The 25,560-nt window shown below is 45.1% G+C and carries 18 protein-coding genes; 15 read left to right on the forward strand and 3 right to left on the reverse strand.

Features of this window, described 5'->3' with window-relative positions; all coding sequences use genetic code 11:
• Positions 1–101 precede the first annotated feature (101 nt).
• The 4 genes from IGJ44_RS04545 (at position 102) to abc-f (ending at position 5,834) form a co-directional block, all read left to right on the forward strand.
• On the forward strand, positions 102–1,316 hold the full coding sequence (locus tag IGJ44_RS04545; RefSeq protein ID WP_430606196.1) for a pyridoxal-phosphate-dependent aminotransferase family protein: 1,215 nt from the start codon (positions 102–104) through the stop codon (positions 1,314–1,316).
• Positions 1,317–1,467: 151 nt separating this feature from the next.
• Positions 1,468–2,718, forward strand: coding sequence for an MFS transporter (locus IGJ44_RS04550; RefSeq protein WP_005225368.1), 1,251 nt, complete (start codon positions 1,468–1,470; stop codon positions 2,716–2,718).
• Positions 2,719–2,736: 18 nt separating this feature from the next.
• On the forward strand, positions 2,737–4,005 hold the full coding sequence (locus IGJ44_RS04555; RefSeq protein ID WP_167826874.1) for a dicarboxylate/amino acid:cation symporter: 1,269 nt from the start codon (positions 2,737–2,739) through the stop codon (positions 4,003–4,005).
• 359 nt (positions 4,006–4,364) lie between these two features.
• Complete coding sequence (gene abc-f, locus IGJ44_RS04560; protein WP_167826873.1) at positions 4,365–5,834, forward strand: ribosomal protection-like ABC-F family protein; 1,470 nt, start codon at positions 4,365–4,367, stop codon at positions 5,832–5,834.
• Between the two features lie 156 nt (positions 5,835–5,990).
• On the opposite strand, the gene IGJ44_RS04565 is transcribed toward abc-f, so the two are convergent.
• The 3 genes from IGJ44_RS04565 to IGJ44_RS04575 all read right to left on the reverse strand — a co-directional run bounded on the left by IGJ44_RS04565 (position 5,991) and on the right by IGJ44_RS04575 (position 9,712).
• Positions 5,991–7,136: a cation:proton antiporter gene (locus IGJ44_RS04565; RefSeq protein ID WP_060791741.1), complete on the reverse strand. Its 1,146-nt coding sequence runs from the start codon at positions 7,134–7,136 to the stop codon at positions 5,991–5,993.
• 204 nt (positions 7,137–7,340) lie between these two features.
• Positions 7,341–8,138, reverse strand: a complete 798-nt coding sequence (locus IGJ44_RS04570) for an alpha/beta hydrolase (RefSeq protein WP_167826872.1) — start codon at positions 8,136–8,138, stop codon at positions 7,341–7,343.
• Positions 8,135–9,712: a PucR family transcriptional regulator gene (locus IGJ44_RS04575; RefSeq protein ID WP_005225373.1), complete on the reverse strand. Its 1,578-nt coding sequence runs from the start codon at positions 9,710–9,712 to the stop codon at positions 8,135–8,137. The genes IGJ44_RS04570 and IGJ44_RS04575 overlap by 4 nt, the downstream gene beginning before the upstream one ends.
• A 116-nt stretch (positions 9,713–9,828) precedes the next feature.
• On the opposite strand from IGJ44_RS04575, the gene fdrA reads away from it, so the two are divergent.
• From fdrA to IGJ44_RS04630, 11 genes are all read left to right on the forward strand, one after another.
• A complete protein-coding gene (gene fdrA / locus IGJ44_RS04580; protein WP_167826871.1) occupies positions 9,829–12,837 on the forward strand; it encodes a DUF1116 domain-containing protein in 3,009 nt (1,002 codons plus the stop codon).
• Complete coding sequence (locus IGJ44_RS04585) at positions 12,827–13,648, forward strand: DUF2877 domain-containing protein (RefSeq protein ID WP_167826870.1); 822 nt, start codon at positions 12,827–12,829, stop codon at positions 13,646–13,648. Before fdrA ends, IGJ44_RS04585 begins: the two co-directional genes overlap by 11 nt.
• Before the next feature lie 15 nt (positions 13,649–13,663).
• Complete coding sequence (locus IGJ44_RS04590; protein WP_005225376.1) at positions 13,664–14,914, forward strand: MFS transporter; 1,251 nt, start codon at positions 13,664–13,666, stop codon at positions 14,912–14,914.
• A complete protein-coding gene (gene arcC, locus IGJ44_RS04595; protein ID WP_008379201.1) occupies positions 14,911–15,843 on the forward strand; it encodes a carbamate kinase in 933 nt (310 codons plus the stop codon). Before IGJ44_RS04590 ends, arcC begins: the two co-directional genes overlap by 4 nt.
• A gap of 13 nt (positions 15,844–15,856) precedes the next feature.
• Positions 15,857–17,074 carry a dicarboxylate/amino acid:cation symporter gene (locus tag IGJ44_RS04600; protein ID WP_015509197.1) on the forward strand — a complete coding sequence of 406 codons (1,218 nt, stop codon included), beginning with the start codon at positions 15,857–15,859 and terminating at the stop codon, positions 17,072–17,074.
• Positions 17,075–17,122: 48 nt separating this feature from the next.
• Positions 17,123–18,184 carry an ureidoglycolate dehydrogenase gene (gene allD, locus IGJ44_RS04605; protein ID WP_167826869.1) on the forward strand — a complete coding sequence of 354 codons (1,062 nt, stop codon included), beginning with the start codon at positions 17,123–17,125 and terminating at the stop codon, positions 18,182–18,184.
• A gap of 227 nt (positions 18,185–18,411) precedes the next feature.
• On the forward strand, positions 18,412–18,894 hold the full coding sequence (gene ssb, locus IGJ44_RS04610) for a single-stranded DNA-binding protein (RefSeq protein WP_167826868.1): 483 nt from the start codon (positions 18,412–18,414) through the stop codon (positions 18,892–18,894).
• 293 nt (positions 18,895–19,187) lie between these two features.
• Positions 19,188–19,898, forward strand: a complete 711-nt coding sequence (locus tag IGJ44_RS04615) for a gamma-glutamyl-gamma-aminobutyrate hydrolase family protein (RefSeq protein WP_167826866.1) — start codon at positions 19,188–19,190, stop codon at positions 19,896–19,898.
• A gap of 28 nt (positions 19,899–19,926) precedes the next feature.
• Positions 19,927–21,570 carry a peptide ABC transporter substrate-binding protein gene (locus IGJ44_RS04620; RefSeq protein WP_167826865.1) on the forward strand — a complete coding sequence of 548 codons (1,644 nt, stop codon included), beginning with the start codon at positions 19,927–19,929 and terminating at the stop codon, positions 21,568–21,570.
• A gap of 463 nt (positions 21,571–22,033) precedes the next feature.
• Positions 22,034–23,788 (forward strand): ABC transporter ATP-binding protein, encoded by a 1,755-nt coding sequence (locus IGJ44_RS04625; protein WP_087627081.1) that lies wholly within the window; start codon positions 22,034–22,036, stop codon positions 23,786–23,788.
• A complete protein-coding gene (locus IGJ44_RS04630) occupies positions 23,772–25,520 on the forward strand; it encodes an ABC transporter ATP-binding protein (protein ID WP_016610628.1) in 1,749 nt (582 codons plus the stop codon). Before IGJ44_RS04625 ends, IGJ44_RS04630 begins: the two co-directional genes overlap by 17 nt.
• Positions 25,521–25,560 lie beyond the last annotated feature (40 nt).

Genomic DNA, 25,560 nt, shown 5'->3' on the forward strand with positions numbered 1-25,560 from the left:
CAAACAAAAACATGTCCTTTTTTAGCTTTATTGTACAACAAACTTGGAAACGTTGACAAGGCGTTGGACAGTGAAATCAAAAAGAGAAATGAGGGGAAAAGATGTATAAAGAGTTAACGATCGCACAACGTACGATCATGACACCTGGGCCTGTAGAAGCCCATCCAGCTGTTCTACAAGCAATGACCAATCGTATTTTGGGGCAGTTTGATCCGAATTTTTTGGCGATCATGGATGAGGTAAAAGAAATGATCAAACAACCGTTTGGAACCAAAAACAAAGAGGCATTTGCCATTGACGGGACTTCCCGAGCTGGTTTAGAAGCGGCGCTGATCGCTTTGATCGAACCAGGGGACAAAGTCTTGATCCCCGCCTATGGGCGCTTTGCTTTCTTACTTGGAGAAATCTGTGAACGTGCCCAAGCGCAAGTCAAATATGTAGAAAAAGAATGGACGGCTCCTTTTGCACCCGCAGAGGTCATCAAAGAAATCGACGCATTTCAACCCAAGATCGTGGCGATGGTCCACGGGGAAACTGCCAATGGGCAAATGCAGCCGTTAGCAGAAATCGGGCAGTATTGTCGCGCAAAAGATATTTTCTTTGTCGTTGACATGGTGGCGACTTATGGTGGCGTGGCCCTGTCAGTCGATGATTGGTGTGTCGATTTGGCAATTGCCGGTACACAGAAGTGTTTAAGTGTGCCGTCTGGTCTTTCATTAGTGACCTACAACGATCGAGTCGAAGCCGTCCTTAATGCCCGTTACCAAAAAGAATTAGGCTTGAGCAAAACGGATCGAAACAAGCGGCACATTATGAGTAATTACTTGGATTTGAGTCAATTGCAACGCTACTGGAACAAAGAGCGAATCAACCATCACACAGAAGCGACGAGTATGATCTATGCGCTTCATGAAGGATTACGGATGTTGCTAAACGAAGGCCTCGATGCAGCCTATCAAAGTCATTTGACGAATGAAGGGGCGTTGGTCGCTGGACTGGAGGCAATGGGGCTTTCGATTTATGGCGAAAAAGCAACCAAAATGCCGACAGTTACCCCCATCTTTATTCCAGAAGGTGTTGATGGCGAAGCTGTCCGAGAAGAGATGCTTCACTCCTTTGGTGTAGAGATCGCTAGTTCATTTGGTGATCTAAAAGGAAAAATCTGGCGGATTGGAAATATGGGCTACAGCAGCCGCAAAGAAAATATTTTACATGTCCTAGCCGCGTTAGAAGGGGCACTATTGTACCAGCAAGCACCAATTTCTGCCGGCAAAGCGCTCATCGCTGCGTTAAATTACTACCAAAAAACGACTTAAAATTTTAGCACAAATGCACAACGACTGAGAGCGCTTTGTGAAAAATGACAAATGCAATAGTCGGCAAAAAAACGTACACTAAAACTATCTTAAAGCGCTTTCGTTGGCGTGCTTCACAAACTTTACTTGTGTAACTGATGGAGGGAAAAAAATGGAAATCAATAAAGAACGTGGTGGGCTTGCCTACTGGAAACAAATTATTATCTTAATGTGTTCAGGCTGGGTCACTATCTGGATTTATCGCGCTGCGTTATCACCGGTCTATCCGCAAATCAATGAGTCACTTGGCGGCAATATTTCTGATACAGCATTAGGATCGATCGCCAGCTTTTACTTTTTCGGCTATGTGATCATGCAGATCCCTGCCGGCTTTTTAGTGGATAAGATTGGGAAGAAAACAGTTCTGCTTCCGGGATTTGTGGTATTTGCACTGGCAGCTTTACTGATTTCACAAGCCTCTTCAATCTCCATGATCTATACCGGTAGCTTTTTAGCAGGGATCGGCTGTGGATCATTTTATGGTTCCGCGTATTCTTTGACCTCACAGAACATCCCGAAAGAAAAGAAGAGCTTCTCAACAGCGATCGTCAATAGTGGTTCTGCCGTTGGTTCAGGGTTTGGGATGATCTTATCAAGCTTTATCGTTATTCAGATGAATATGCCTTGGCAAACAATGATGTATTTATCCGCTTTCTTGATCGTTTGTATGACGATCGCTTTCGCATTGGTGATCCGCAGCAACAAAGAAGACGTAGCTTTCTTGGAGAGTCAAGCAGCAGCTGAAGAAGAAACAACGGATCAGCCGAAAGAAAAAGTTTCCCTTTCGACCTTGTTCTCCCTGCGGATGCTCTTTACGTATGTGTTATATTTTGCGACGTGTTATGCCTACTATATGACGGTTACTTGGCTACCAAACTTCTTAGGAACAGAACGAGGCTTCCAAGGAGTCGCAATCGGATTCTCTTCTTCATTGGTGGCATTTGCTTCCATTCCTGGGGCATTGTTCTTTAGCCGCTTGGCAGACAAATACATGCACAAAAAAGTAACTTTTATCGTTATTTTAGAAGTGTTGGCGGCGTTGATGTTACTAGTAACGGTGCAAGCGACAAATTCGACCTTCTTAATGATCGCGTTGATCTTGTACGGGTTCCTTGGGAAATTAGCGGTTGAACCAATCATCATTTCTTGGCTAGGGGAAAATGCACCCAAAGTTGGGGTCGGTACGACATTAGGGGTCTTCAACTTTTTCGGCATGATGTCTTCCGTTATCGCACCAACATTGACCGGATCGATCTCGGATGCAACAGGGTCAAAAGTAATGGGCTTTTATATCGCAATTATTTTGTTGATCGGTGGTACATTCTTATTCTTGACTGTAAACTCTAAGAAAACAGCCAAGTAGAAAAGTGAGGCACAACAGATGAAAAAACGATCCTTAAAAATCAGTTTGACCAACCAAATCATGATTGCAACGGTATTGGGGATTTTTTGGGGCGTTTCCTTTCCCGGGTTAGGTGATCAAATGCAGCTAGTCGGGGACTTCTTCTTGCGACTGATTCAAATGTCTGTGGTCGTGCTGGTCATGGGCTCGGTGATTGAAGCGGTGGGGGGACTTGATCCAAAAGAATTAGGTGGGATCGGCGGGAAAGTCTTCCTTTGGTTTACTGGATCGACCCTCGTCGCCGCTATTTTCGGTCTCTTGTTCGCCTTGATCCTCAAGCCTGGCGCCGGCCTTGATCAGTCCCTGCTGCAAAGTACAGAAACCGCATTAAGTACCAGCAGCATGGAAGAAGTCATCTTAAACTTTGTTCCACTGAACATTATTCAAGCCATGGTGGAGCAGAATATGATCCAAGTGATTATTTTTTCACTCTTCTTTGGCCTTGCCTTGAGCTTGATCAAGCATGAAAAAAAGAATCAGCTGTTTCTAGATATGATCAGCAGTTTTAATAATATTTTGATAAAAATGGTCAGCATGATCATGAAGTTGGCGCCGATCGGGATTTTCGGCCTTGTTGCTTCCTTAGTAGAAGATACCGGTATTCGTGTGTTGGGAATGTTAGCCAGTTTTTTATTGACGTTAGCAGCAGCATCTTTGCTCTTTTTGTTTCTTTGGTTTCTCTTGACGTCGCTCTATTGCAAAGTTTCCTTGTTTCGTTTGATAAAGAACATGTGGCGCCTCTCGGTGGTTTCCTTTACGACCACCTCCTCTGCTGTTTCATTGCCGTTTCAAATCGAAGATGGCAAAGAGCGATTTGGGATCAGTGATCGAATCAATAAGCTCGTGATGCCTCTGGGCATGACCTTAAATAGCAATGGGCTCTCCTTATTTTTAGCCCTGGCAATCGTAACCGTTGCTCAGGCGTACCAGATCCAATTGAGCTGGGGGGATCTTTTGCAAGTGGTCTTGTTGTCCTCGTTGGCATGCTTGGGAACGATCGTCGTTCCAGGCGGCGGATTAGTCACACTGGCTACGGTTTTACCTATGTTAGGACTGCCTAATGAAAGCATCGCCTTACTGGCTGGGATCGATTGGTTTTCTGGGATGTTTCGGACCCTCTTGAATGTTGACCCTGACGTCATAGTGGCGTTGATCGTTGCTCATGGTGAAGGAGAACTGGATCATGCAGTCTTCAATGGTGAAAAAGCCTCGGTAAAATTAGCAGAAAAAATCACCGATGGCGTATAAGACCAATCATTCTTGTGATGAAACTTTACTCTTTTTTGAAAACGTGCTACGATTGATTCGTTGATAGACGAAAGAAGCTTCCTGAAATACCGTAAACGGTAAACAGTAGCGGCTGATTTTCCGCTCGTCATTCAACAGACAACTACGACAAAAAGAGGAGGAAAAAACATGACAGCATCGATGAAATTGTGGATTGACCTTTTGAATAGCTAATTTAAATCTATTTCAAAAGTCTAGGCAATCGTGATTTCAAGGGATGAGTGTCCTCTTTTTTCCAATTTCTTATTAAAATCAGGGTATAGCGGTAGGCTATGCCCTTTTTTTGTGCTTACGTTTTCCTAGACGGGAAGGACAGACTGATGGAACAATTAAGTGTAAAAATAAACAATCTAATCAAAAATTATGGGTCCAAAGAAATACTGAACATTGAAGAACTGAGCGCCTATCAAACGGATCGTATCGGGATCGTGGGAGCAAACGGGCAAGGCAAGTCTACCTTGCTGAAGTTGATTGCGGGAGTGGTCGATCCTGATTCAGGAACGATCCAAAAAGAAAATTCGTTTCACTATTTCCCGCAAATCGCTGAGGTGACTGAAAAGACGGAGGGCCTTGACTGGGCGCTGTTCGGTCGTTTTTCGATCCCAACAAATGAATTGGCGACACTAAGCGGCGGGGAGGAGACCAAATACCGGTTGGCACAAACGTTATCTTCCTATCAGTTAGGACTTTTGCTCGATGAGCCAACGACCCATTTGGACCAGCAAGGAATTCAAGTCTTGATTGAGGAATTGCAGTATTATTATGGCACCCTGATCGTGGTCAGTCATGATCGGTATCTATTGAATCAGCTGGCAACGAAAATCTGGGAAGTCGATCAAGGAAAAGTCACCGAGTATTCTGGTAATTATGACAGTTACCGACAGCAAAAAGAGCAAGCGGCACAGCGTATTGCCTGGGAGGCTGCGCAGTATCAGCAACAAAAACAGCAGTTGACCCAAGCAATCCAAAAGAAAAAAGAACAAGCGATCAAGAGCAGTCGTATTTCTGAAAAAAAGCGACAGCAGAACATCCGACCAGACCGTTTGTCGTCATCAAAACAAAAAGACACGGTGCAAAAGTCATTGCAAAAAACAGTCAAAGCCATGGAAAGCCGCTTGGATCAGTTGGAAGAAGTGAAGGGCGTCGCCCGGCAGCAGGTGATTCGTTTTCCAGTAGTCCCTGCAGTGGAGCTGCATAATAAACGACCGATTCGTGGGGAGCAAGTAACCATTCAAAGAGGGGCGAAACGTTTGCTAGACAGCAGCAGTTTCCAGTTTGCTGCCGGGAAGAAAATCGCTATCGTGGGTCCGAACGGTTCGGGAAAGTCGACTTTACTAAAAGAAATCATCGCAGGCGGAGAGGGAATCTATGTATCACCGAAAATCGTCTTTGCGGTCTACGAGCAAATGGGCTATCGAAAAAACAGCACCACACCGCTTTTGACGGAATTGATGGCTCAAACAGACTATCAGGAACCACTGGTCCGCAGTATTTTACACAATCTGGGATTTAGCCAGATTGACGTGATGAAGCCAGTCAATGTGCTAAGCGGCGGAGAAGCGACACGGGTCGAGCTCGCACGCATCTTTACTCAACCTGCCAATGTTTTGATTCTTGATGAACCGACGAACTTTATTGATCTGCCGACAATCACCGTCTTGGAACAATTGATTCGCAGCTATCGAGGCATGGTTTTGTTCACATCTCACGATCAAGCGTTTATCGATGCCGTCGCGGATGATGTGTATCAAATCGATCATGGAAAATTAACATTGGTTTCCAGTAACTAGCAGCATTGTCGCTTTTATAACTGTATAAAGAAAAACAGCGCGGGAAAGGAAGCGACCGCCCAACGTTCGATCAACAATCGGCCGTTGAGCGGTCACTACAAAACCCGTGCTGTTTTTTTCGCAATCATCGGTATCGCCTAGCTGTTGCTACATCGCTTAATAAATCTTTTTCGTAAAGTATTTTAAGATCAGGGGAGAGATCAAGGTACTCAACAAGACAACGATCACCAAAGGGGAATACAATGCGGACGAAATCAATTGGTTTTGTTGACCAATCTGCAAAATGATCAATGCCATTTCACCTCGGGAAATCATTCCAGCTCCCACCATCCAAGCACTGTTGTTCGAGAATTTCGCGATTTTCGCCCCGACATAGCCGCCGACCAGTTTGGTCAAGATCGCGACCACGGTAAAGGCAAGAATAAAGAATAATTGCTCATTTAAGCGGGAAAAATCAACTTCTAAGCCAACGCTGACAAAGAACACCGGAATGAAGACGGCGTAACCTAATGCTTCGACACTGTGTTCCACTTCCTCACGAACCTTCGTTTGACTGACAGCGATCCCTGCGAAGAAGGCACCAATGACAGAGCTTAACCCAACGAGGTCAGCAAGATACGCCATTCCTAAGCAGATGATCAGTGACATGATGATCACCGCGGAATTTGCAAATAGCTTTTCTGCAAGTGCCAATAAGAACGGAGCGATCCATTTCACTAATAGAAAAATCAACACAAAATAAATCAATTCTACCAATAAGGTGACCGGCAGTGGTGTTGCTTGGCTGCTTTCGCCGCCTAAAAAGGAAAGGCTAAGACTCAAAACCAACACGACCAAAATATCATCCACGACGGAAGCACCAAGAATCGTCGACCCTTCTTTCGTATTCACCACATTCAACTCTTTCAATACTTCGACAGAAATACTGACTGAGGTGGCAGCTAATACGATCCCGAAAAAGAACGCTTCTGTGGGACTGCTTTGAAAACCGACCCCCGTGGCATACCCGAAGAGCATTGGGAACACGATCCCCAAAAGGGCAACGAGCATCCCAGGACGAAAATAGCGTTTCAATAAAGAAATATCACTTTCCAGTCCCGCTAAAAACATCAGCAAAATAACACCAATCTCTGAAAAATCATGAACCAGAATATCTGGATGGACCCAATTGAGTCCTGCGCCTCCTAATAAAACCCCCGCTAACAACTGCCCGATAACAGCAGGAACGCCCATCCGTCTCGCCAGATGCGAGAAGAGGGTCGTCGTGATTAGGATCAAACACAAAATCCCGACAAAATGCATAAAACCTCATCCTTCTTTCCTATAACATACTCCCCTTTAGTATAGCATTCTCTCTTGAATTGAGCCTGTATCAAGCCTTTTTTTATTAAAAGAGTTTCATTAAACCACACGTTTTTTGAGATAAGGAGGAAGCGAAGGCAATCAGAGTTTTTCTGTGCACTCGTCGAAATAAAAAAACATTATTTTCACTTTACTTGTATCAAATTATTGTTTGAGCCAACGGGCGAGCTGCTGAAACACCATTTGGACTTGCGGCTCCTCGACGTTTTTCAAAAAGTCGTGGGGCAAATCATAGACAGGGACAAATTTGCTTTTAGGCACTTTCTTCAAGCCTTTGCTGTAACGAAAAGGAACTTCCTCATCGGTACTGCTGGCACTGCTGAAAATTGGAGGAAATTGAGCAAGCAGCTCAGGATCAATGGCATAGTCAGAAAGAGCTTCAGCTGTTAGACCATAGATCGTGGTGAGTTCTTGCTGTTGAACCCAATAAACATAAGGCAAATAGCGCTGAAACTGCGTATCATCCCAAACGATCTCGGTTTGATCCAAAGAAGGGACTTGCTCTTTGCTTAAGAGCGGCTGCTGCAAGACTCGTTTGTTTTCAATAAAAGAAAGATCGGTATACCCATAAAAATTGACCAGTTTTTCAGGCAATCTCTGTTGTTCCTTCAGTAATTGCTGGGTCAGCGCCAGCATCAAATAACCGCCAGCTGAGCGTCCGCAGAAACAAAACGGGTTATCTTTAAGCACAGTTGCTTGCAATTCTTGAAAATTTTGCCAGTTCAGCGCCAAAATCTCAGCTAACGAGGAATTGGGCGCCAGCAAATAATCGACTGTGAGGACGCTGTATTGCTGCGCTTGAAATAGTGTGATCAGTGATGCGGGAATGTCTTGGCGGGTTCCATAAACAAAACCGCCGCCGTGAAAGTAGATCACGTATTTCTCCGAAGCAGGATAGAGGGTCACGGAAGCACCGGTGGTCAATTGCCATTCTTTTTTCATTTTGCTTGACTCCTTTTTTGAAGCTCTAATAAATAGGTGCCGATCTCGTAATTGACTAATTGGATCGGACTTGTCAGATCGATCTCTAGCAGCTGCTCAATTTTGCTTAGCCGGTAGCGAATCGTTTTGGCATGAAGAAACAAGGTTTCAGCCGTATTTTTGTAATTGCGATTCGTGATAAAAAAGGTATACAGCGTTTTGAACAGTTCTTCATTTTCTTCCGAAAGTTGATACAGCTTCGGGGGAATGCTTTGCTGCAGCTTTTCTAGTTGGTTCTCCTTGATAAAGGAACTAAAGATACCTAAGTCGCTATAGGCAATGATCGGCGCCAAATAAAACTGCCGATTGAAGCGGATCGCATCCAAACACTCTGGCAAGATCTCTTTGATCTGTTCCTTGCGCAAGACTTCGCTGACCACCAAGCAGCCATGTTCATCGGCTAGCAGGGCATCATCAAAATGTGTTTGCAGCATCTGTTTCGTCACCTGATGGGCGATCGATTGGAAATTATAAAGGATCACCAAATAATTGTGGTGTTCGAAAAAGACGTGGGGTGTTTTCAACGCCCGCAGCTTGTGCAAGACGACGGACTTACGCTCCTTATCTTTAAAGCTGTTGGAAGCAAAGGCGATGCCTTGGTAAAAATCGTAGCGATCCAGTTGCGCTTCTTCTAACAAAAGATCCAGCTCAGCCAAATTACTAGGAGTGTTTTGCAAGATCGCATCGGCAAGATTGTTCATACGATTGTAGCGTTCTTTTTTCAACAAATACTCCATTTGGAGGCGTTCATAAATGACGTCGATCACATTTTCAATGATCATGACTTTTGCCTCAGGGATCTGCGAATCTTTCTGATAAACGATCAAGGTACACAGATCATTGTAAGGATTGATGATCTCTACTTTTATGGCAGTCACATATTGATTGTTCTCATGAGAAAATAATTCCAAATATTCGTAGTGGTTCTTGGTAAACTCGATGGTTTTCATGGGTTCTTGTTTGGTCACCACGAAATTCTTAAAGGATTGACCGACGGACACATGCACATCTAAATGGGGGATGCGCAACGAACAAGGCTTTTCGATCAATTGATAGAACTCCTGCATGATCTGATCGAAAGAAGAGTGGTTGCGCTCAACTTTCATGAAGCGCTGGCGAACTTCGTAATAGGTACGCAGCAGCTGGGTTTGGTGATTTAGCAATGGTTCGTAAACCGCTAGCATGATGGCTTCATAGCTGACTTCTTGCTGCACTTTGATCAAAGGGATCTGATAAGCAAAGCTAAGCTCAATCACCCAATCTGGGATCATAGGGATCAAGCGATCCACTTTGATCACTAAACCGCTGACACCGATTTGCTGCATTTTTTCAAAAAAAACACGCAGTTCCTCAGGGGATTGGTCTTTGAAGGCATAAAAAGAAGTCAAAATCAATTGATGGGCTTTGCTCCATTTCTCGATATCCATCGCTTCCAGCACCATGACGGAACCGACGGAATTTGTTAAACCAATGGAGCCAGTCAGGACTTTACTTTTTTCAAAAAGCGGCAATTCAACCAATTCTTTTAATTTCATAAAACACTCCTTTTTTCTCTTTTGGATAAAAAGTATAGCATTTTTTTAGAACTTTATCCAATGAAAACGCAAACAAGTCTCGTTAGAATGAGAGTATAAGAAAAGGAGGAGAACAAATGCTGCACACAGTAATCTTAAAGAATAACTACCAAGATTCCATTAACTTAATGCTGCTGACGAATACGATCAATGATCTAGGCGATGTCGAAATGAGTCAAATCATGATGGGGACGGATGCAAACAAAGATATATTAAATAACACTGGCTTGCTTTCTAAAGAGGCAGAAGGTGCTTCACCCAACGATATGATGATCGTAGTCGATAGTCAAAACGAACAGATCATGGATCAAGTAATGCCAGCGATCGATTCATTTTTAGCTGATCTTTCAGCAAAAGATCAAGGCAAAGAAACGCCAGCGGCGGCTTCATGGCAAGAAGCCTTGAGCGCAATGCCGGATGCCAATGTTGCATTATTTAGTATTCCTGGGGAATATGGCGCAGCCGAGATGGAAAAAGCCTTGAAAAATGACTTGCATGTTTTCTCGTTTACGGACAATGTCGCTATCGAAGATGAAGTGCGTTTGAAAAAGCTGGCTCATGAAAAAGGCTTATTGATGATGGGGCCAGACTGTGGGACCGGTATTATTTCCAGCATTCCGATTGCCTTCACGAATGTCGCGGCACCAGGAAACATCGGCGTCGTTGGTGCCTCTGGTACGGGGATTCAAGAAGTGACGACGATCATTGACCGATTAGGCGGTGGTGTCGTTCATGCCATCGGGACCGGCGGACGTGACTTAAGCGACAAAGTTGGGGCGATCACTGTCAAAGATGCCATCGTTGCTTTAGAAAATCATGAACCGACAGATGTGATTTGCGTGATCTCGAAACCACCTGCAAAAGAAGTGCGGGATGAAGTCGTTCAATTGCTGCAAAGTATCAGCAAACCAGTGGTAGCGATTTTCTTAGGAGAAAAACCAGAAGCCCATGAAGGAAAAGTCTATTTGGCACATACTCTGGAAGAAACAGCGCGCATCGCTGTTGATCTTGCCAATGAAGAACCCGTCAAAGCGAACTATTTTGAACGCGTGGCAACCCCAGATGTGCCCAAACTCGCTGAAGACAAAGTGGTCAAAGGTCTTTATTCTGGCGGTACATTAGCTGCCGAGGCAGGAATGCTGATCTCCGAAGCCTTGAATCTAGAAGGCCTTGTAAAACAAGAAGGCTATATCTTGCATTCCCACGGCTATGATGTGATCGACCTTGGTGATGATATCTATACCCAAGGCAAACCGCACCCAATGATCGATCCTGAAGTGCGCATCAAAAAAATCGAAGACTATGCGCAAGATGAGCAAACCGGGGTCATTTTATTTGATGTGGTGTTAGGTTACGGCGCACATGCAGATATGGTAGGTGCACTGTTACCAGCCATCGAAGCTGCACAGCAAACAGCCCAAGCAGCCGATCGTGCGCTATACTTTGTTGCTACCGTCTGCGGAACTGAAAAAGATCCGCAAAACTATCAAGAAGCAGTCAACCGTTTGAAAGCAGCTGGCGTCTATGTGGCACCAAGCAATGCTCAAGCAGTGCAATTAGCCCTCGCCTTAAAAGGGGCGACTCTTTCTGAAGCAGACAAAGCGGTCAATGATTATACTGGTAGCAAAGTTGAGGTGCCGACAGTTAGCGAAAAAGTGATGGAGCTGTTGACCACCAAACCACGGATCATCAATGTTGGCTTGCAAAGCTTCAATGAATCGATCCTGCAATATGGCGGGAAAACAGAACAATTTAACTGGCGTCCTCGTGCCAACGGCAACAAGAAAATGATCCGTATTTTAGACGCGTTAGAAGAATTTGACGAAAAAATCACAGCTGAAAACCAAGCAGTGACGGATAAAATCAAAAATGCCCAACCATTCTTGATTGATGTCGTTCCAGCTAAATCAGTGATCGCTGAATTAAACGAAAGCCAGAAAACCTTGCTGCATGCAGGACCGCCGATCCAATGGTCGGAAATGACGGGACCGATGCAAGGGTCTTGTATCGGCGCTGCCTTGTTTGAACGCTGGGCGAAGGATGAAGACGAAGCCCGCCGTTTACTCGAAAGTGGGGAAGTCCGCTTTATGCCATGTCACCATGTCCAGGCAGTTGGACCAATGGGGGGAATCACTTCTGGGAATATGCCTGTCTTTGTGGTTGAGAACCGCCTTGTCGGCAACAAAGCCTACTGTATTTTGAACGAAGGGATCGGTAAAGTCTTACGATTTGGTGCCTATTCACAAGAAGTGATCGATCGTTTGGATTGGATCAAAGACGTCTTAGGACCAACCATTGCCAAGGCATTACAATTAACAGAAGAAGGCATCAACTTGAATGTATTGATTGCCCGGTCGATCACAATGGGGGATGAATTCCATCAACGAAATATTGCAGCATCATTGAACTTTTTGAAAGAAATCGCGCCGTTGATCATCCAAACAGAAATCGATGAAAAGCAAAAATATGAAGTGATCAAGTTCTTAGCAGATACCGATCAGTTCTTCTTGAATATCATGATGGCAACCGGCAAAGCCATCGTTGACGGTGCCCGTGTCGATGCCAAAGGAACGATCGTGACCACCATGACGAGAAACGGTGTCAATTTTGGGGTTCGTGTCGCCCAAACAGAAGACCAATGGCATACTGCACCAGTCAATACGCCGAAAGGTTTGTACTTTACTGGGTTTACCGAAGCAGATGGCAATCCTGATATTGGGGACAGTGCCATTACTGAAACCGTCGGCGTTGGAGCAATGGCGATGGTAGCCGCACCAGGGGTAACACGCTTTGTCGGCGCTGGGGGCTTTGAGGATGCGCTGGAAACTTCCAACGAAATGGCAAAAATCTGTTTCGGTCATAATCCGACCTTCTCGATCCCAACATGGGACTTCCAAGGGACTTGTTTGGGGATCGACATCCGCAAAGTCGTTGAAACAGGCATCACCCCAATCATTAATACTGGGATCGCCCATAAAGAAGCAGGTGTCGGTCAAGTCGGCGCAGGCACGGTGCGTGCACCGTTAGGCTGTTTTGAAAATGCCTTGACGGCTTATGCGAAGGATCTGGGGATCGATGTTGACTGAGAAAATTAAAATCAGTGATTATCTAGACCCACTGCAACGATTCGGTCGTACCGGTCGGGTGCATAGCGTGTTTGATCGTTCATTCAATGTGATGATCGGGCAGCAGCTGGTCAATATCAACAACTATCGCAACTATTTGACTGGCTTCGGGGTCTTTTTACCTGATGCATTGTTTGAACAAGTCTTGCCTTTGATCGAAGTCGGCAATCGCGTGCAAGTCCGAGAGCATGGTCTGACTTTTTACAGCAGAAAAGGAACATTTTCTCTTTCATTAGAGGAGAAAGAATTGGTTTCGCTGCAGGTGAAGGAGCTATCCTTCACCTCTGCGGAATTGCAGCTTTTGAAAGAAATACTGCTTCAACAAAAACTAGAAACCAAGATTGGGTTGCCAGAAGATGAGAAAACCCGAGCAGTGTTTGCGGCATTGCGGCAGTCTGTCTCAGATTGGGAACCAATCATTGACCACCTGATTGGTCGCGGCAAAGGATTGACACCTAGCGGCGATGATCTTCTCGTTGCCTATCAAGCGATGCTCTATGCCTTGCAGCAGCCAGAAGCCGAAACGTTAGCGCAAGCATTGGCAAAACCGCTGTCTACGACGGATGTCAGCCTTGCATATATTCAAAGTGCCAGTCAAGGGTATGTCAATTCGGTAATGCTGCAATTATTCCAAGACGTAAAAAGTAAAAACCCGCAGGTGCTGGAAAACGATGTGCAGCAGCTGATGTCCATCGGTCATTCGTCAGGCAAAGATCTTAGCTTTGGGTTGTTGTTAGCGTTGGAGTCATTGTCACTTGAGGAGAAAGAATAGAAAAGGGGAGAAATCATGGAAATCAGTAACCAGAAAGATGCGGTCAAAGTAAGCAATTCTTACTGGAAAAAAGTCGTTGCTATTTTCTTTGTCGGCTGGATTTTAATGTACGCCACACGGACGATCTTCAATCCAATCATGGGTGTGATCGGTGAAGAATTCAATTTAAGTAACACACAACTAGGACTTGCCAATAGTATTTTCTTTTTGACTTATGCCGTTGCGCAAATTCCTTTTGGTATCATCGGCGACAAAATCGGTCGTAAATTAGTGATCGCTCTAGGCTTTGTTTTATTAGCGGTGACTACGTACTTCAGTGGGCTAGCCACAAGCTTTGTTTTGTTTTTAGTGATTCGTGCCATTGCAGGGATTGGTCAAGGTGCCTATTACGGTCCGCAATACGCATTGTCTACCGAAGCGATTCCCGACAACAAACGAACCGTCGGAAATGCCATTATCAACAGTGGGATGGCGTTTGGAACGTCTGGTGGGTACTTGCTTTCTAGTAAATTGGTCTTGGATAACGGGGGCCATTGGAGCCAACCCTTCTTCCTAATGGCGATTCCGACCTTGATCGTCGGTGTCTTGTTCTATTTTGTTTTGAAAGAAAAAGTGATTCGTCCAGAAGATGAAGGACAAGAAATAAAAGAAGAAGGGCCGAAAGAAAAGATTTCCTTGAAGCAGATTTTTTCAAACCGCAATCTCGTGGCAGCCTTTGTTCTATGCTTTACCAGCATTTATGCAAACTTTGTGATCATTACTTGGCTGCCGCAATTCTTGATTGCCGAGCGTGGCTTTGAAGGGGCGAGTGTCGGCTTTATTGCTTCCTTAGTCCCATGGGCATCAATTCCAGGTGCGTTGATTTTTGCTCGATTGAATGATAAAACAGGCGCAACGAAAAAATTAGTCTATTTATTGGTCCCATTGGCGACCCTTTCCGTATTTGCCATTGCCTTTGTAACGGATCGTACCTTATTGATCACTGTCTTGATTTTGTATGGATTGACTGGCAAGCTGGCGCTCGATCCAATCGTCGTGACCTTTGTGACGAAAAACGCACCAAAAGGCGCCTTAGGAACGACTTTGAGTGCTTATAATTTTATCGGGATGTCGGGATCGATCTTAGCACCTTATGTTACTGGCTTTTTAGCCGATTCTTTAGGATCGATGCAAGTCGGGTTTTACCTGTCTTGTCTATTACTGCTGATCGGATTAGGTGTTTTTGCCGTATTAGCAAAGGAAAATCAGAAGGAGAGCATAAAATGAGTTTGAATGTGATCGCGTTAGGCGGCAATGCTATTTTAGATAAAGACCCTAGTGATGAAGGACAAAAAGCAGTTGTTGCGCAAGCAGCACGTTATATTGCCGATTTTGTCGAAAAAGGGGAAAAAGTCATTGTTTGTCACGGCAATGGACCACAAGTCGGCAACTTACTGTTGCAGCAAAAAGCAGGGGAAAGTGAAAAAAATCCCCAATTGAAATTAGACAGCTGCGTGGCAATGACCCAAGGAAGTATCGGTTATTGGCTGCAAAATGCCTTGATCAATGAGTTTGCCACACGTCAAGCACATCCATCGGTGATCTCATTAGTCACCCAAGTTCGTGTCGATCCAGCAGATCCATCCTTTGAGAAACCTTCCAAACCAGTCGGACCTTTTTATAGTGAAGAGGAAGCCAATGCTGCGATGGCAGCCAATGGTGGGGTATATCAAGAAGATGCAGGGCGTGGTTACCGGAAAGTGGTTCCATCCCCGAAACCGCAAGAAATCGTTGAAAAAGAAGCCATCAAAACATTGGTCGATGCTGGTGTGATCACGATTTGCGCCGGTGGTGGTGGCGTACCTGTCGTTCGCAATGACAATGGGTTTACTGGCGTGGAAGCCGTCAACGACAAAGACTTTACCGCTAGTGTCTTAGCAAAAGATGTGCAGGCCGATCGCCTGATCATTTTGACTGGTGTCGACAATATCTACATCAATTACAACCAGCCGAATCAGCAAGCCCTAGGGGAAATCAGTGTGGCACAAGCCAAGGGCTACATCGAGGAAGGCCATTTTGCAGCGGGCAGTATGTTGCCAAAAATAGAAGCTGCGATTGATTTTGTTGAAGAAGATGCAGCCAGAACCGCGATTATTACCTCAATCGAAAAGTTAGCTGAACTGGATCAGCATACAGGAACCATACTTCGAAAATAAAGAGGGGATCAAAGTGAAAGCAAAAAAACTACCGATGGTGACGCAGATCGTTATTGCCGTTCTTCTAGGGATTCTTTGCGGTTTGTTCTTTGGGCAAGCCGCTTCGTTCCTAAAAATTTTGGGCGATCTTTTCTTGCGTCTGATGCAAATGGCGATCCCATTATTGATCGTTGGACAAATCATTCAAGCAGTTGGGGGGATTGCCCCGAAAGAACTCACTCGTTTGGGTGGAAAAACGATCGCTGTCTTTGGGATTTCCTCCTTATTCGCTGCTGCATGGGGCGTGCTGATGGCGCTCTTCTTTGCTCCAGGCAAAGGGATCGACTTTTCACAAGCTGCCGGCGAACCTCTGCAAGCACAAGAAATTTCTATATCAGAGACAGTGATCAACTTTATTCCCACGAATATTTTCGATGCGTTGAGTAAAGGGTCAATTATTCAAATCATCGTTTTTGGGTTATTTTTTGGTGTTGCTCTCAATCGCTTTATGCAAAAGAAACCTGAGTCAGCTCTTTATGGGCTGATCGTGGATCTGAATGAGGTCGTCATTGCCATCATTCGTTACGTGATGATCGTGGCACCAATCGGTATTTTTGCTTTGATCGCTTCAACGATCAGCTCCCTGGGCTTGCAGATCATTTTGCCATTAGGCAGCTATTTGCTTGTCTACGGTCTAGCCACCGTCACGTTCCTTGGGCTGTGGCTAGTCTTGTTGACCGTGTATTGTCGGATCAATCCGTTACGATTGATCAAAAATATGAAAAATATGTCGGTCATGGCATTGGCGACAACCTCCTCTGCCATCACGCTGCCGATCGCTATGGAAGAATCCCAGAATAAATTAGGACTCAGTAGCCGCATCACCAATTTGGTATTGCCGTTAGGGATGTCTTTGAACAGCAATGGGTCAGCGATGCATATGGCGATTACAGTCATGACGATCGCCCAAATGTATCAAATCAACTTTGACGGGATCCAAATGGTGACGGTAGCTGTAACTGCGACTTTCGTTTCTTTAGCCAATGCAGTTGTTCCCGGAGCGGGGTTAGTTTCCTTGGCAATCATTGTTCCCCAGCTCGGTTTACCAATCGAAAGCATTGCGCTATTTGCTGGTGTCGAATGGTTTGTTGGCATGCTGCGGACGATCTTGAACGTGAACTCAGATGTCTATTCAGCGCTTTTGATCGCTAAATCAGCTGATGAACTCGATCATCGCGTGTTTAATCAATAAGAGAAGCCGTTGCCAAGCGTGCTTCTCTTTTTCTAAGGAGGAAAAAAGATGGAAGAAATGAGCAGACGTTCTCTGCTGGAATTAGAAGCATTGATGAAAAAGAAACTCTTGGCTGCTGGTTTGCCAGAAGCCGCTGCCAGTGAAACAGCGGCACATTTGACCTTTGCGGATGCGTGCGGGATCCATTCTCATGGTGCCGTGCGGATGGACTACTATGCCGAGCGCTTAGTAAAAGGCGGCATCACGCTAGAACCAAACATGTCTTTTGAAAAAACAGGCGCCGCTACCGGAATTTTTCACGGAGATAACGGCATGGGGCATTATGTGTGCAACGAAGCGATTGCGATCGCCATTCATCTGGCGAAAGAAGCAGGGATCGCTGCAGTAGGAATCGAGCAGACCAGCCATAGCGGGACGATGGCGTATTACGTCAAACAGGCTGCTGAAGCCGACTTAGTGGCGATCGCCATGTGTCAATCGGATCCGATGGCGGTGCCTTTTGGTGGGACCGAAAACTATTTTGGCACCAATCCAATCGCGTTTGCAGCACCACGAGCCAATCATCCGCCGGTGGTTTTTGATATGGCGACAACGGTTCAAGCGTGGGGCAAAATTTTGGACGCTCGCTCGAAGAAGCAGCAGATCCCCGATACTTGGGCCGTAGACGAGCAAGGCTTGCCTACCACCGACCCTTATGCAGTCCAAGGATTATTGCCAATCGCTGGTGCCAAAGGGTATGGCTTGATGATGATGGTGGATATTTTAGCTGGCTCGATGTTGGGCTTGGCTTTTGGTAAACAGGTCACCTCCATGTATGCGGACTTGACGGAAAAACGTCGCTTAGGACAATTCCTTTTGGTGATCGATCCGTCTCGTTTTACGGACACCGAAACCTTCAAGCAAAGCATCGATCGGATGGTGACTGAGCTGCATGCAATCCCGCCAGTAAAAGGGCAATCACAAGTCTACTATCCTGGAGAGATCAGTCAAATACACTTTGAAAAAGCTCAGCAAGAAGGGGTCCTGATCCCCAAAGCGATCATCGATTATCTCGAAAGCGAAACCCTCCATTTTGATCGCTATGGGAGTCAAGATTCCTTTGCTAAATAAAGATTTGCAGAAGACGGTTGGTTCATAGGGGTATTGAACCAACTGTTTTTTGCTGTGTGGAGCAAAAAGGATTTTTCCGTCAAAAAATCGCAGCTTTTTGACAGGAGCAGACGAATTCTTTGAGTTGGTTCATTTTTTTCAAAGCATTTCTTAAGCCATTTAACCTTTGATTGCTTGTTTTTTGGAATATGGTAGAATAGGTCGCATAAGTTTAGATCACTCAAGAAATGAGAGAAAAGCGAGGATGCAGCGTGGCAATGAATAAAGTGGTTCTTACTGGGAAAATCGCAGCGATGCCTAGTAAAGAAGCGTTTGATGCGGCGGACGATCAGGGCGTACGTTTTGATCTTGTCATTGTATCTCAATGGCAAAACAGTGAAGAAGTGCATCATGAATGGTTTGCTTGTGTCGTTCATGGGAAACAGGCAGAGACCTTTTTACGGTATACTCAAAAAGGAGCAAGTATCAAAATCAACGGACACTTGCAAGGCTGTCCGTATGAAACAGCAGAAGGGCAAAGATTTTGTGCGGCAGAAGTCGTGGTGGATACCTTTCAAATTTTAGAGTTAGCAGAAGAACCAGCGTCGCCTTTTCCTAAAAAGCGACCATCGACACTTGATGAACCGACGCAAACAAAGTCGATCCGTAATGAAAAAGATCCCCTAAAAACACAGATGCTGGAGTTTTTAAAAGACAATCGATTATTTTAATGACGAAACATGCGGAAAGCAACGGCTTCTCGCATGTTTTTTTACGTAGAGAAAGCGTTGGTAAAATTCAATTATATCTGACTAGCGGTGTTCTTTATTGCGAATCAAAGAGGCGGTTAAATAGAATGGTGATTGTAATAAATGATCGCGAAAGTGAAAATAGTGTTTCACAAAAAGTGCTGATTGGTTTAGAATAGTTGAAACATATCTTGAGGGAAAAAGCGGCGCTTGCCTTGTTCAACTGCTAGATGTCGCTTTTTTCTGAAAAAATCGTTAATCAGGGAGGGATGTCGATGGGCAAACCAATTATAGGGATCGCTGCGAATGAAGTGCAAGATGCTGGCGATGTGCTGCATCATTTGCCGATCGCCTACACACCATTAGGGTATGTGCGAGCGATCCAGCAAGCGGGCGGACTGCCATTGCTCGTGCCAATCAGTGAGCCAGCTGCAGCCAAGGACTATGTTTCACAGATCGATAAACTGGTATTAGCTGGTGGACAAGATGTTTCACCCAAGTTTTATGGGCAGGAAGCCCATCAGGCAACTGGAAGCGGCTTTTTGGCACGGGATGAGTTTGAACTGGCGCTGATCGATGAAGCGCTGCTGCAAAAAAAACCAATTTTTGCGGTTTGTCGGGGGATGCAGCTGGTCAACGTGGCCTTTGGGGGCACGCTGCAGCAAGACATCAGTACCTTCAGTGAGATCATTCATATGCAGGCGCCGATTCCGAAAGAAGTGCCGACCCATGCCATCGCGACGGCTGAAAAAAGCATGTTGGCTCGTGTTTACGGTCAAAAAACAAAGGTTAATTCCTTTCATCATCAAGCGGTGGATCGATTGGCTCGTCCATTGCAAAAGACAGCTTGGAGTCCTGATGGCATCATTGAAGGCATTGAACACGTGGATCAGCGCTTGTTGGCGGTTCAATGGCATCCTGATTTTGCCTATGATGCGCTTATACAAGAACAAGCGGTTTTCAAGTATGTCGTTGACGTATTGTAAGAAAGAAAATCACGCAAGGAGGAGAAAAATGAAAAAGAAAATGATTGGTATCGCTGCTTTCACAGTATTGGTTTTAAGTGCCTGCAGTACCACGAGTCCCACGACGGATTCTGGACAGCAAGAGGAACAAGGAGCCGTTGCGCAAGAAATTCAAGTGTCAACCGCTGGCGCCTTATCAACCCTTGATAGCGGACAATACACGGATGTCAATAGTTCCGATATGATCGGACAAGTGGCAGAAGGGTTATACCGTCTGGATCAAGAGGGGGATCCTGAGCTTGCGATGGCCGCTGAAGAGCCTACGGTATCAGAAGATGGACTGGTTTATACCTTCACCATTCGTGATGCAAAATGGAGCAATGGCGATCCTGTTACAGCGGATGATTTTGTCTACGCCTTTCAATATGTTGCCAATCCAGAGAACGGTTCTAGCAGCAGCAATCAAATGGATGTGTTGAAAAATGGCAGTCAAGTACGTCAAGGAGATGCTGAGGTCAGTGAGTTAGGAGCCAAAGCATTGGACCAGCAGACGTTAGAGCTGACATTGGCAAGTCCAATCTCGTATTTGGATCAGATTCTGGTCGGGACACCTTTTATGCCAAAAAACCAAGCGTTTGCTGAAGAAAAAGGTGCCGATTATGGGTTATCAGCGGAAAATTTTGTTGGCAATGGCCCATTCTTGATCGAAGGGTGGAACGGAACCAATGAATCATGGACGTTAACGAAAAATCCTGATTATTGGGATGCTGAGAATGTCCAATTGACCAAGATCGACGTGCAAGTAGTGAAGGAAACGGCAACTGGTGTCAGTCTTTTTGAAACAGGAGAACTGGACTACACCACCTTAACGGATACGTACGCGCAGCAATACCAAAACTCAGCTCAAGCCAACTATGTGCCAAAGGCGCTGGTGGGGTATTTAAGTGCCAACCAAAAACGAGAAGTCACAGGCAATGTCAAGGTACGTCAGGCGATTTTACAAGCCATCGACAAAGAGGCATTTGCTGAAAATATCTTAGGCGATGGATCCACTGCATTGAACGGCTTTGTGCCAAGCAACTTTGCCAAAGATCCTGAAACAGACCAAGATTTTCGTGAAGAAAATGGCGATTTACTGCCGTATGATCTCACAGCCGCACAAGCGCTTTGGGCACAAGCCAAAGAAGAGTTGGGACAAGACGAGATCACTTTGGAACTGTTGTCAGCAGATACAGCAGCAGCCAAGAAAACCATCGAATTTGTCCAAGGACAGTTAGAAACCAATTTGCCTGGATTAACCATCGATGCCAAGTCGATTCCTTTACAAAACCGCTTGGACTTGCAATCCCAAGGTGAATTTGATCTCGTCTTCGGGACTTGGACACCAGATTACGCGGACCCGATCAACTTCTTAGAATTTTATGATTCGACAGGTGGCTTGAATACCTCTGGGTATGCTAGTGAAAGGTACGACCAAGGGTTACAAGAAGCACGGACGACTTTAGCAAACGACCCAGCTGCCCGTTGGGACTTATTAAAAGAACTCGAGAAACAATTGATCGTTGAAGATACAGCCGTCTTGCCGTTATATCAAGGAGCGGTAGCGTATTTGAAAACAGATCGTTTGCAAGGGGTGCAAGTGTTTCCTTTTGGACGAACAGTATCCTATCGCCTAGCATCTGTCACAGAATAAACAGGAAGTAAGAAAACAGAGGAACTTTTTTTCAACCAAGTGTGCTGACCATACAACGCTTGTTGAAGAGAGGGGCATCTGTTTTTTTATTTTGCCAGATTCCTTGCAGCGCTTAGGATAAATCGAGAATTCGTTTTCAAAAAATAGTTGTTAAAAAGCGAGAAATTGAGAAACGCCTTTTTAGAAAAGTCAATCTTTTTGAAAAAAAATTAATAAAAGTTGTTGCATTCTCAGAAACTTATCTGTAAAGTGTTAGGTGTAGTCAGCAAAAATAAAAAGAGAAGGAGGGATTACGATGCAAAAAGTATTTGATAAAAAAACAACCAAATTGAATAAAGTGAATCCCTCATTCGGTAACCATTAGTGTACAGATAATGTCTATAATAACGACGTTTATGCTCTGTCCTTTTTCCGAAGGGACAGAGCTTTTTTGTGTACTTTTTTAGAATGTGAGGGATAAAACATGAAGTATGTATTAAAACAATTAACAACGTATTTTAAAGAACATAAGGTGCGCTATACCTTTGTATTCGTCTTTATGGTGATCGCTAGTGCGATGTATGTCGCACCGATCTATATTCTGCGCTTGTTCATCGATGCGTTGATTCAAGATAATTTTGATTACTCCGTATTGATCCAATATGTGAGCCTCTTCGCGGGAGCTATCTTGTTAGGATATTTGGCGGAATTTGTTTGGACGTTTAATTTATTTATTGGTTCCTACGATTTGCAAAAACAATTACGGGAACAATTGATGAGCCACTTTCTCAAAATGGGGGCGCCGTTTTACCATCGTTTCCGAACAGGTGATCTAATGACTCGTTCCAGTGACGATGTCCAAGTGATGGGGATGACCGTTGGGTATGGACTGATGGTTTTCTTAAATACTAGTTTGTATCTAAGCTTTATCGTAGCGATGATGGCTGGGACGGTTTCTTGGCTACTGACCTTGATTGCCTTGATTCCAATGCCGCTTTTAGCCTATTACATTTTCAAATGGGGCTCGCAAGTCGATAAGGCGTTTACGGAAGCGCAGAATTCTGTTTCTGAGATGAACAGTGAAGTGCTGGAGATCATTGATGGCATTCGGGTCGTCCGAGCTTATGGACTAGAAGGAGCCACCACGGAACAGTTTCGAAAGAAAACACTGGAAACACGAGCGAAAAACAATATCGTATCTGAGATCGATTCCCGTTTTGGGCCGCTGATTACCATCATCTTAGCGATCAGTTTCGTGATGAGCTTTGGTGTGGGGGCGTTTCTTGTTGCCAACCAAACGATCACCATCGGTGCGATGGTCTCTTTCCAAGTGTACTTGACAATGGTCGTTTGGCCGATGATCTCGGCAGGAGATCTTGTGAATGTGATGCAGCAAGGTGCCGCATCCTGGCGTCGGATCAATGAAGTGCTGCAGACGGGGGATGAATTAGAAACGCCAGGTGAAGCCGACCTGCAAGCCATCAATACGATCCGTTTTGAAGCATATCATTTCCAATACCCGCAAGCAGCTCGTTATGTGTTAGAAGGACTGGATTTGACGATCACTCGTGGAGAAGTCTTAGGGATCGTTGGGAAGACCGGCAGCGGAAAAACGACGCTGCTAAGACAATTCGGTCACCGCTATCCATACTCTGATCAAGTCCCCTTGATCAACGAGCAGCCGTTGACGGCCTATCAAACAACAGCAGTGCGCAACCACTTTGCAGAAGTACCGCAAGAACATACCTTGTTTTCACGAACGATTCGCGAGAACTTGTTATTCGGACAGCCAGACGCTTCCGAAGAAGTATTGTGGGAAGCACTGGAAGCTGCTTGCTTTAGCGAAGACATCAAGCGGATGCCAGAAGGGCTCGAAACGGTCGTCGGTGAGAAAGGCGTTTCCCTTTCTGGTGGACAAAAACAACGCTTGTCCTTAGCACGGGCGTTTTTACGAAACAGTGAAGTTCTCTTACTGGATGATGCCCTTTCGGCAGTTGATGCCAAAACGGAACAAGCCATCATCACGAATTTGAAAACGATGAAGCAGGCACCGACCTCCATCATCGTGACCCATCGATTGTCCGCCATCACCGAAGCGGATCAAATCATCGTCTTAGAAGACGGACGGATCACACAGCGTGGTACCCATCAGGAGTTGATCGAAACGCCAGGCTGGTACCAAGAACAGTATTACCATCAACAGTTAAAGGAGGACGATACAAGTGTTCTCAACGATTAAGCGTTTGCTCACGTATTTGAGCTATTATAAAAAACAATTTACCGTGGGTGCGATCTTGCTGTTGTTGGCTGCAGCGCTCGAACTGACTTCCCCACTGATTGCCAAGCAGCTGATCGACCGAGTGATGACACCAGCGGTTAACAGTAGCAATTTAGACACGATGCTTTTGATCCAATTGCTCGCTGGGTATTTGCTGGTCAATTTGATTGGTTCCCTCTTTCGTTATATCAGCTTGCTGCAATTGCGAAAAATGTCCAACAGTATCGTCAAAAAAATGCGGGATCAGCTTTTTGACCATATGCACAAATTACCGGTTTCTTACTTTGACCAAATCCCAGCAGGTAAAGTCGTTGCACGAATCACGAATGACACCGAAGTCTTGCGGTCGAATTTCTACGTGATCGTGATCAGTAATTTGTTAAGCAACATCATCCAAATCATTGGTGCGTTTATTGCATTGTTTCTTTTGAACCGCACCTTAGGAGCAGCGATGCTGATTTTGATCCCGATTTTAGGAATCTGGCAGCATTTTTATACCAAATATGCCTCTCGTTACAATTTAGCAATGCGGGAGTACATCTCACAAATCAGTGGGCAGTTGAATGAATTTGTCCAAGGAATGGCGATCATCCAAGCCTTCCAACGAGAAAATCAGTTGCAGAAAGAATTTAATGAAACAGTAGAGAAATGGTTCAAAACTGGACGTAAATATCTTTTGCTCGATTCAAGTATCGCTTGGGGATTAGGCAACTTGTTGCGAAATTCAACGATCTTGATTTTGATCACGACCTTGGCCGCCTTTTTCCTTGATGGCCGCTTGGCGATCTCAGCTGGCTTGCTGTATGCCTTTATTGATTACATCAACCGCCTGTATGATCCCATCGAAGGGCTTGTCCAAACCATCACCAATGTGCAGCAATCATTAGCTGCTGGACAGCGGGTCTTTGAGTTTGCTGATCAGCCGGTTGAAAAACAACAAAGTGAGCGGCTGACTGTCACGAATGGCGATGTTTCTTTCCAACAAGTGACCTTTGGCTACGACCCTGAGCAAGCGATCTTGCACGATATCAACTTTGACGTTGCCGCAGGAGAGACCATTGCTTTAGTTGGTCATACTGGTTCTGGAAAATCGAGTATTTTGAACCTGTTGTTCCGCTTTTATGATCCGCAGCAGGGAAAAATCGTTGTGGATGGACAAGTGATCGCTGATTATGATCGTCATAGTTTAAGAGATTCAATGGCGATCGTCATGCAAGATCCCTATCTATTTACTGGAACGATCGCCAGCAACATCGGGATGAACGATCCAACGATCACCGAAGCGATGATTATCGATGCCTTGAAGCAAGTCGGCGCTGACTACCTTTTGAGCCGCTACGAAAAAGGCATCCATCATCCAGTCGTTGAAAAAGGCAATGAGTTTTCTAGTGGAGAACGCCAGCTGATCAGTTTCGCCCGTGCGCTGGTGTTTGATCCAAAAATCTTGATTCTGGATGAAGCGACGAGCCATGTGGACACTGAAACAGAGTCCATCATTCAAAAGGCGATGACCGTCTTGCAAAAAGGACGGACGACCTTCATGATCGCTCACCGTTTGTCAACGATCAAACAAGCCGATCAAATCTTGGTCCTAGACCAAGGGAAGATCGTGGAACGGGGAACCCATGCGAGTCTTGTCCAAGGGCAAGGAATCTATCAGCAAATGTATCAAATGCAGGCAGAGCAGCTGTAATCAGCGGTGATTGCCGACAACAGTAACCGTAAAAGAAAAT

It is taken from the genome of Enterococcus sp. DIV1368d (genome assembly GCF_050542975.1).
In the GTDB taxonomy this organism is placed as follows: Bacteria; Bacillota; Bacilli; order Lactobacillales; family Enterococcaceae; genus Enterococcus_D; species Enterococcus_D casseliflavus.

Excerpts from the sequence above, each read along its gene's own strand:
- IGJ44_RS04545 (WP_430606196.1), top strand. The coding sequence starts at position 102 with ATGTATAAAGAGTTAACGATCGCACAACGTACGATCATGACACCTGGG.
- IGJ44_RS04550 (WP_005225368.1), top strand. The coding sequence starts at position 1,468 with ATGGAAATCAATAAAGAACGTGGTGGGCTTGCCTACTGGAAACAAATT.
- IGJ44_RS04555 (WP_167826874.1), top strand. The coding sequence starts at position 2,737 with ATGAAAAAACGATCCTTAAAAATCAGTTTGACCAACCAAATCATGATT.
- abc-f (WP_167826873.1), top strand. The coding sequence starts at position 4,365 with ATGGAACAATTAAGTGTAAAAATAAACAATCTAATCAAAAATTATGGG.
- IGJ44_RS04565 (WP_060791741.1), bottom strand. The coding sequence starts at position 7,136 with ATGCATTTTGTCGGGATTTTGTGTTTGATCCTAATCACGACGACCCTC.
- IGJ44_RS04570 (WP_167826872.1), bottom strand. The coding sequence starts at position 8,138 with ATGAAAAAAGAATGGCAATTGACCACCGGTGCTTCCGTGACCCTCTAT.
- IGJ44_RS04575 (WP_005225373.1), bottom strand. The coding sequence starts at position 9,712 with ATGAAATTAAAAGAATTGGTTGAATTGCCGCTTTTTGAAAAAAGTAAA.
- fdrA (WP_167826871.1), top strand. The coding sequence starts at position 9,829 with ATGCTGCACACAGTAATCTTAAAGAATAACTACCAAGATTCCATTAAC.
- IGJ44_RS04585 (WP_167826870.1), top strand. The coding sequence starts at position 12,827 with ATGTTGACTGAGAAAATTAAAATCAGTGATTATCTAGACCCACTGCAA.
- IGJ44_RS04590 (WP_005225376.1), top strand. The coding sequence starts at position 13,664 with ATGGAAATCAGTAACCAGAAAGATGCGGTCAAAGTAAGCAATTCTTAC.
- arcC (WP_008379201.1), top strand. The coding sequence starts at position 14,911 with ATGAGTTTGAATGTGATCGCGTTAGGCGGCAATGCTATTTTAGATAAA.
- allD (WP_167826869.1), top strand. The coding sequence starts at position 17,123 with ATGGAAGAAATGAGCAGACGTTCTCTGCTGGAATTAGAAGCATTGATG.
- ssb (WP_167826868.1), top strand. The coding sequence starts at position 18,412 with ATGAGAGAAAAGCGAGGATGCAGCGTGGCAATGAATAAAGTGGTTCTT.
- IGJ44_RS04615 (WP_167826866.1), top strand. The coding sequence starts at position 19,188 with ATGGGCAAACCAATTATAGGGATCGCTGCGAATGAAGTGCAAGATGCT.
- IGJ44_RS04620 (WP_167826865.1), top strand. The coding sequence starts at position 19,927 with ATGAAAAAGAAAATGATTGGTATCGCTGCTTTCACAGTATTGGTTTTA.
- IGJ44_RS04625 (WP_087627081.1), top strand. The coding sequence starts at position 22,034 with ATGAAGTATGTATTAAAACAATTAACAACGTATTTTAAAGAACATAAG.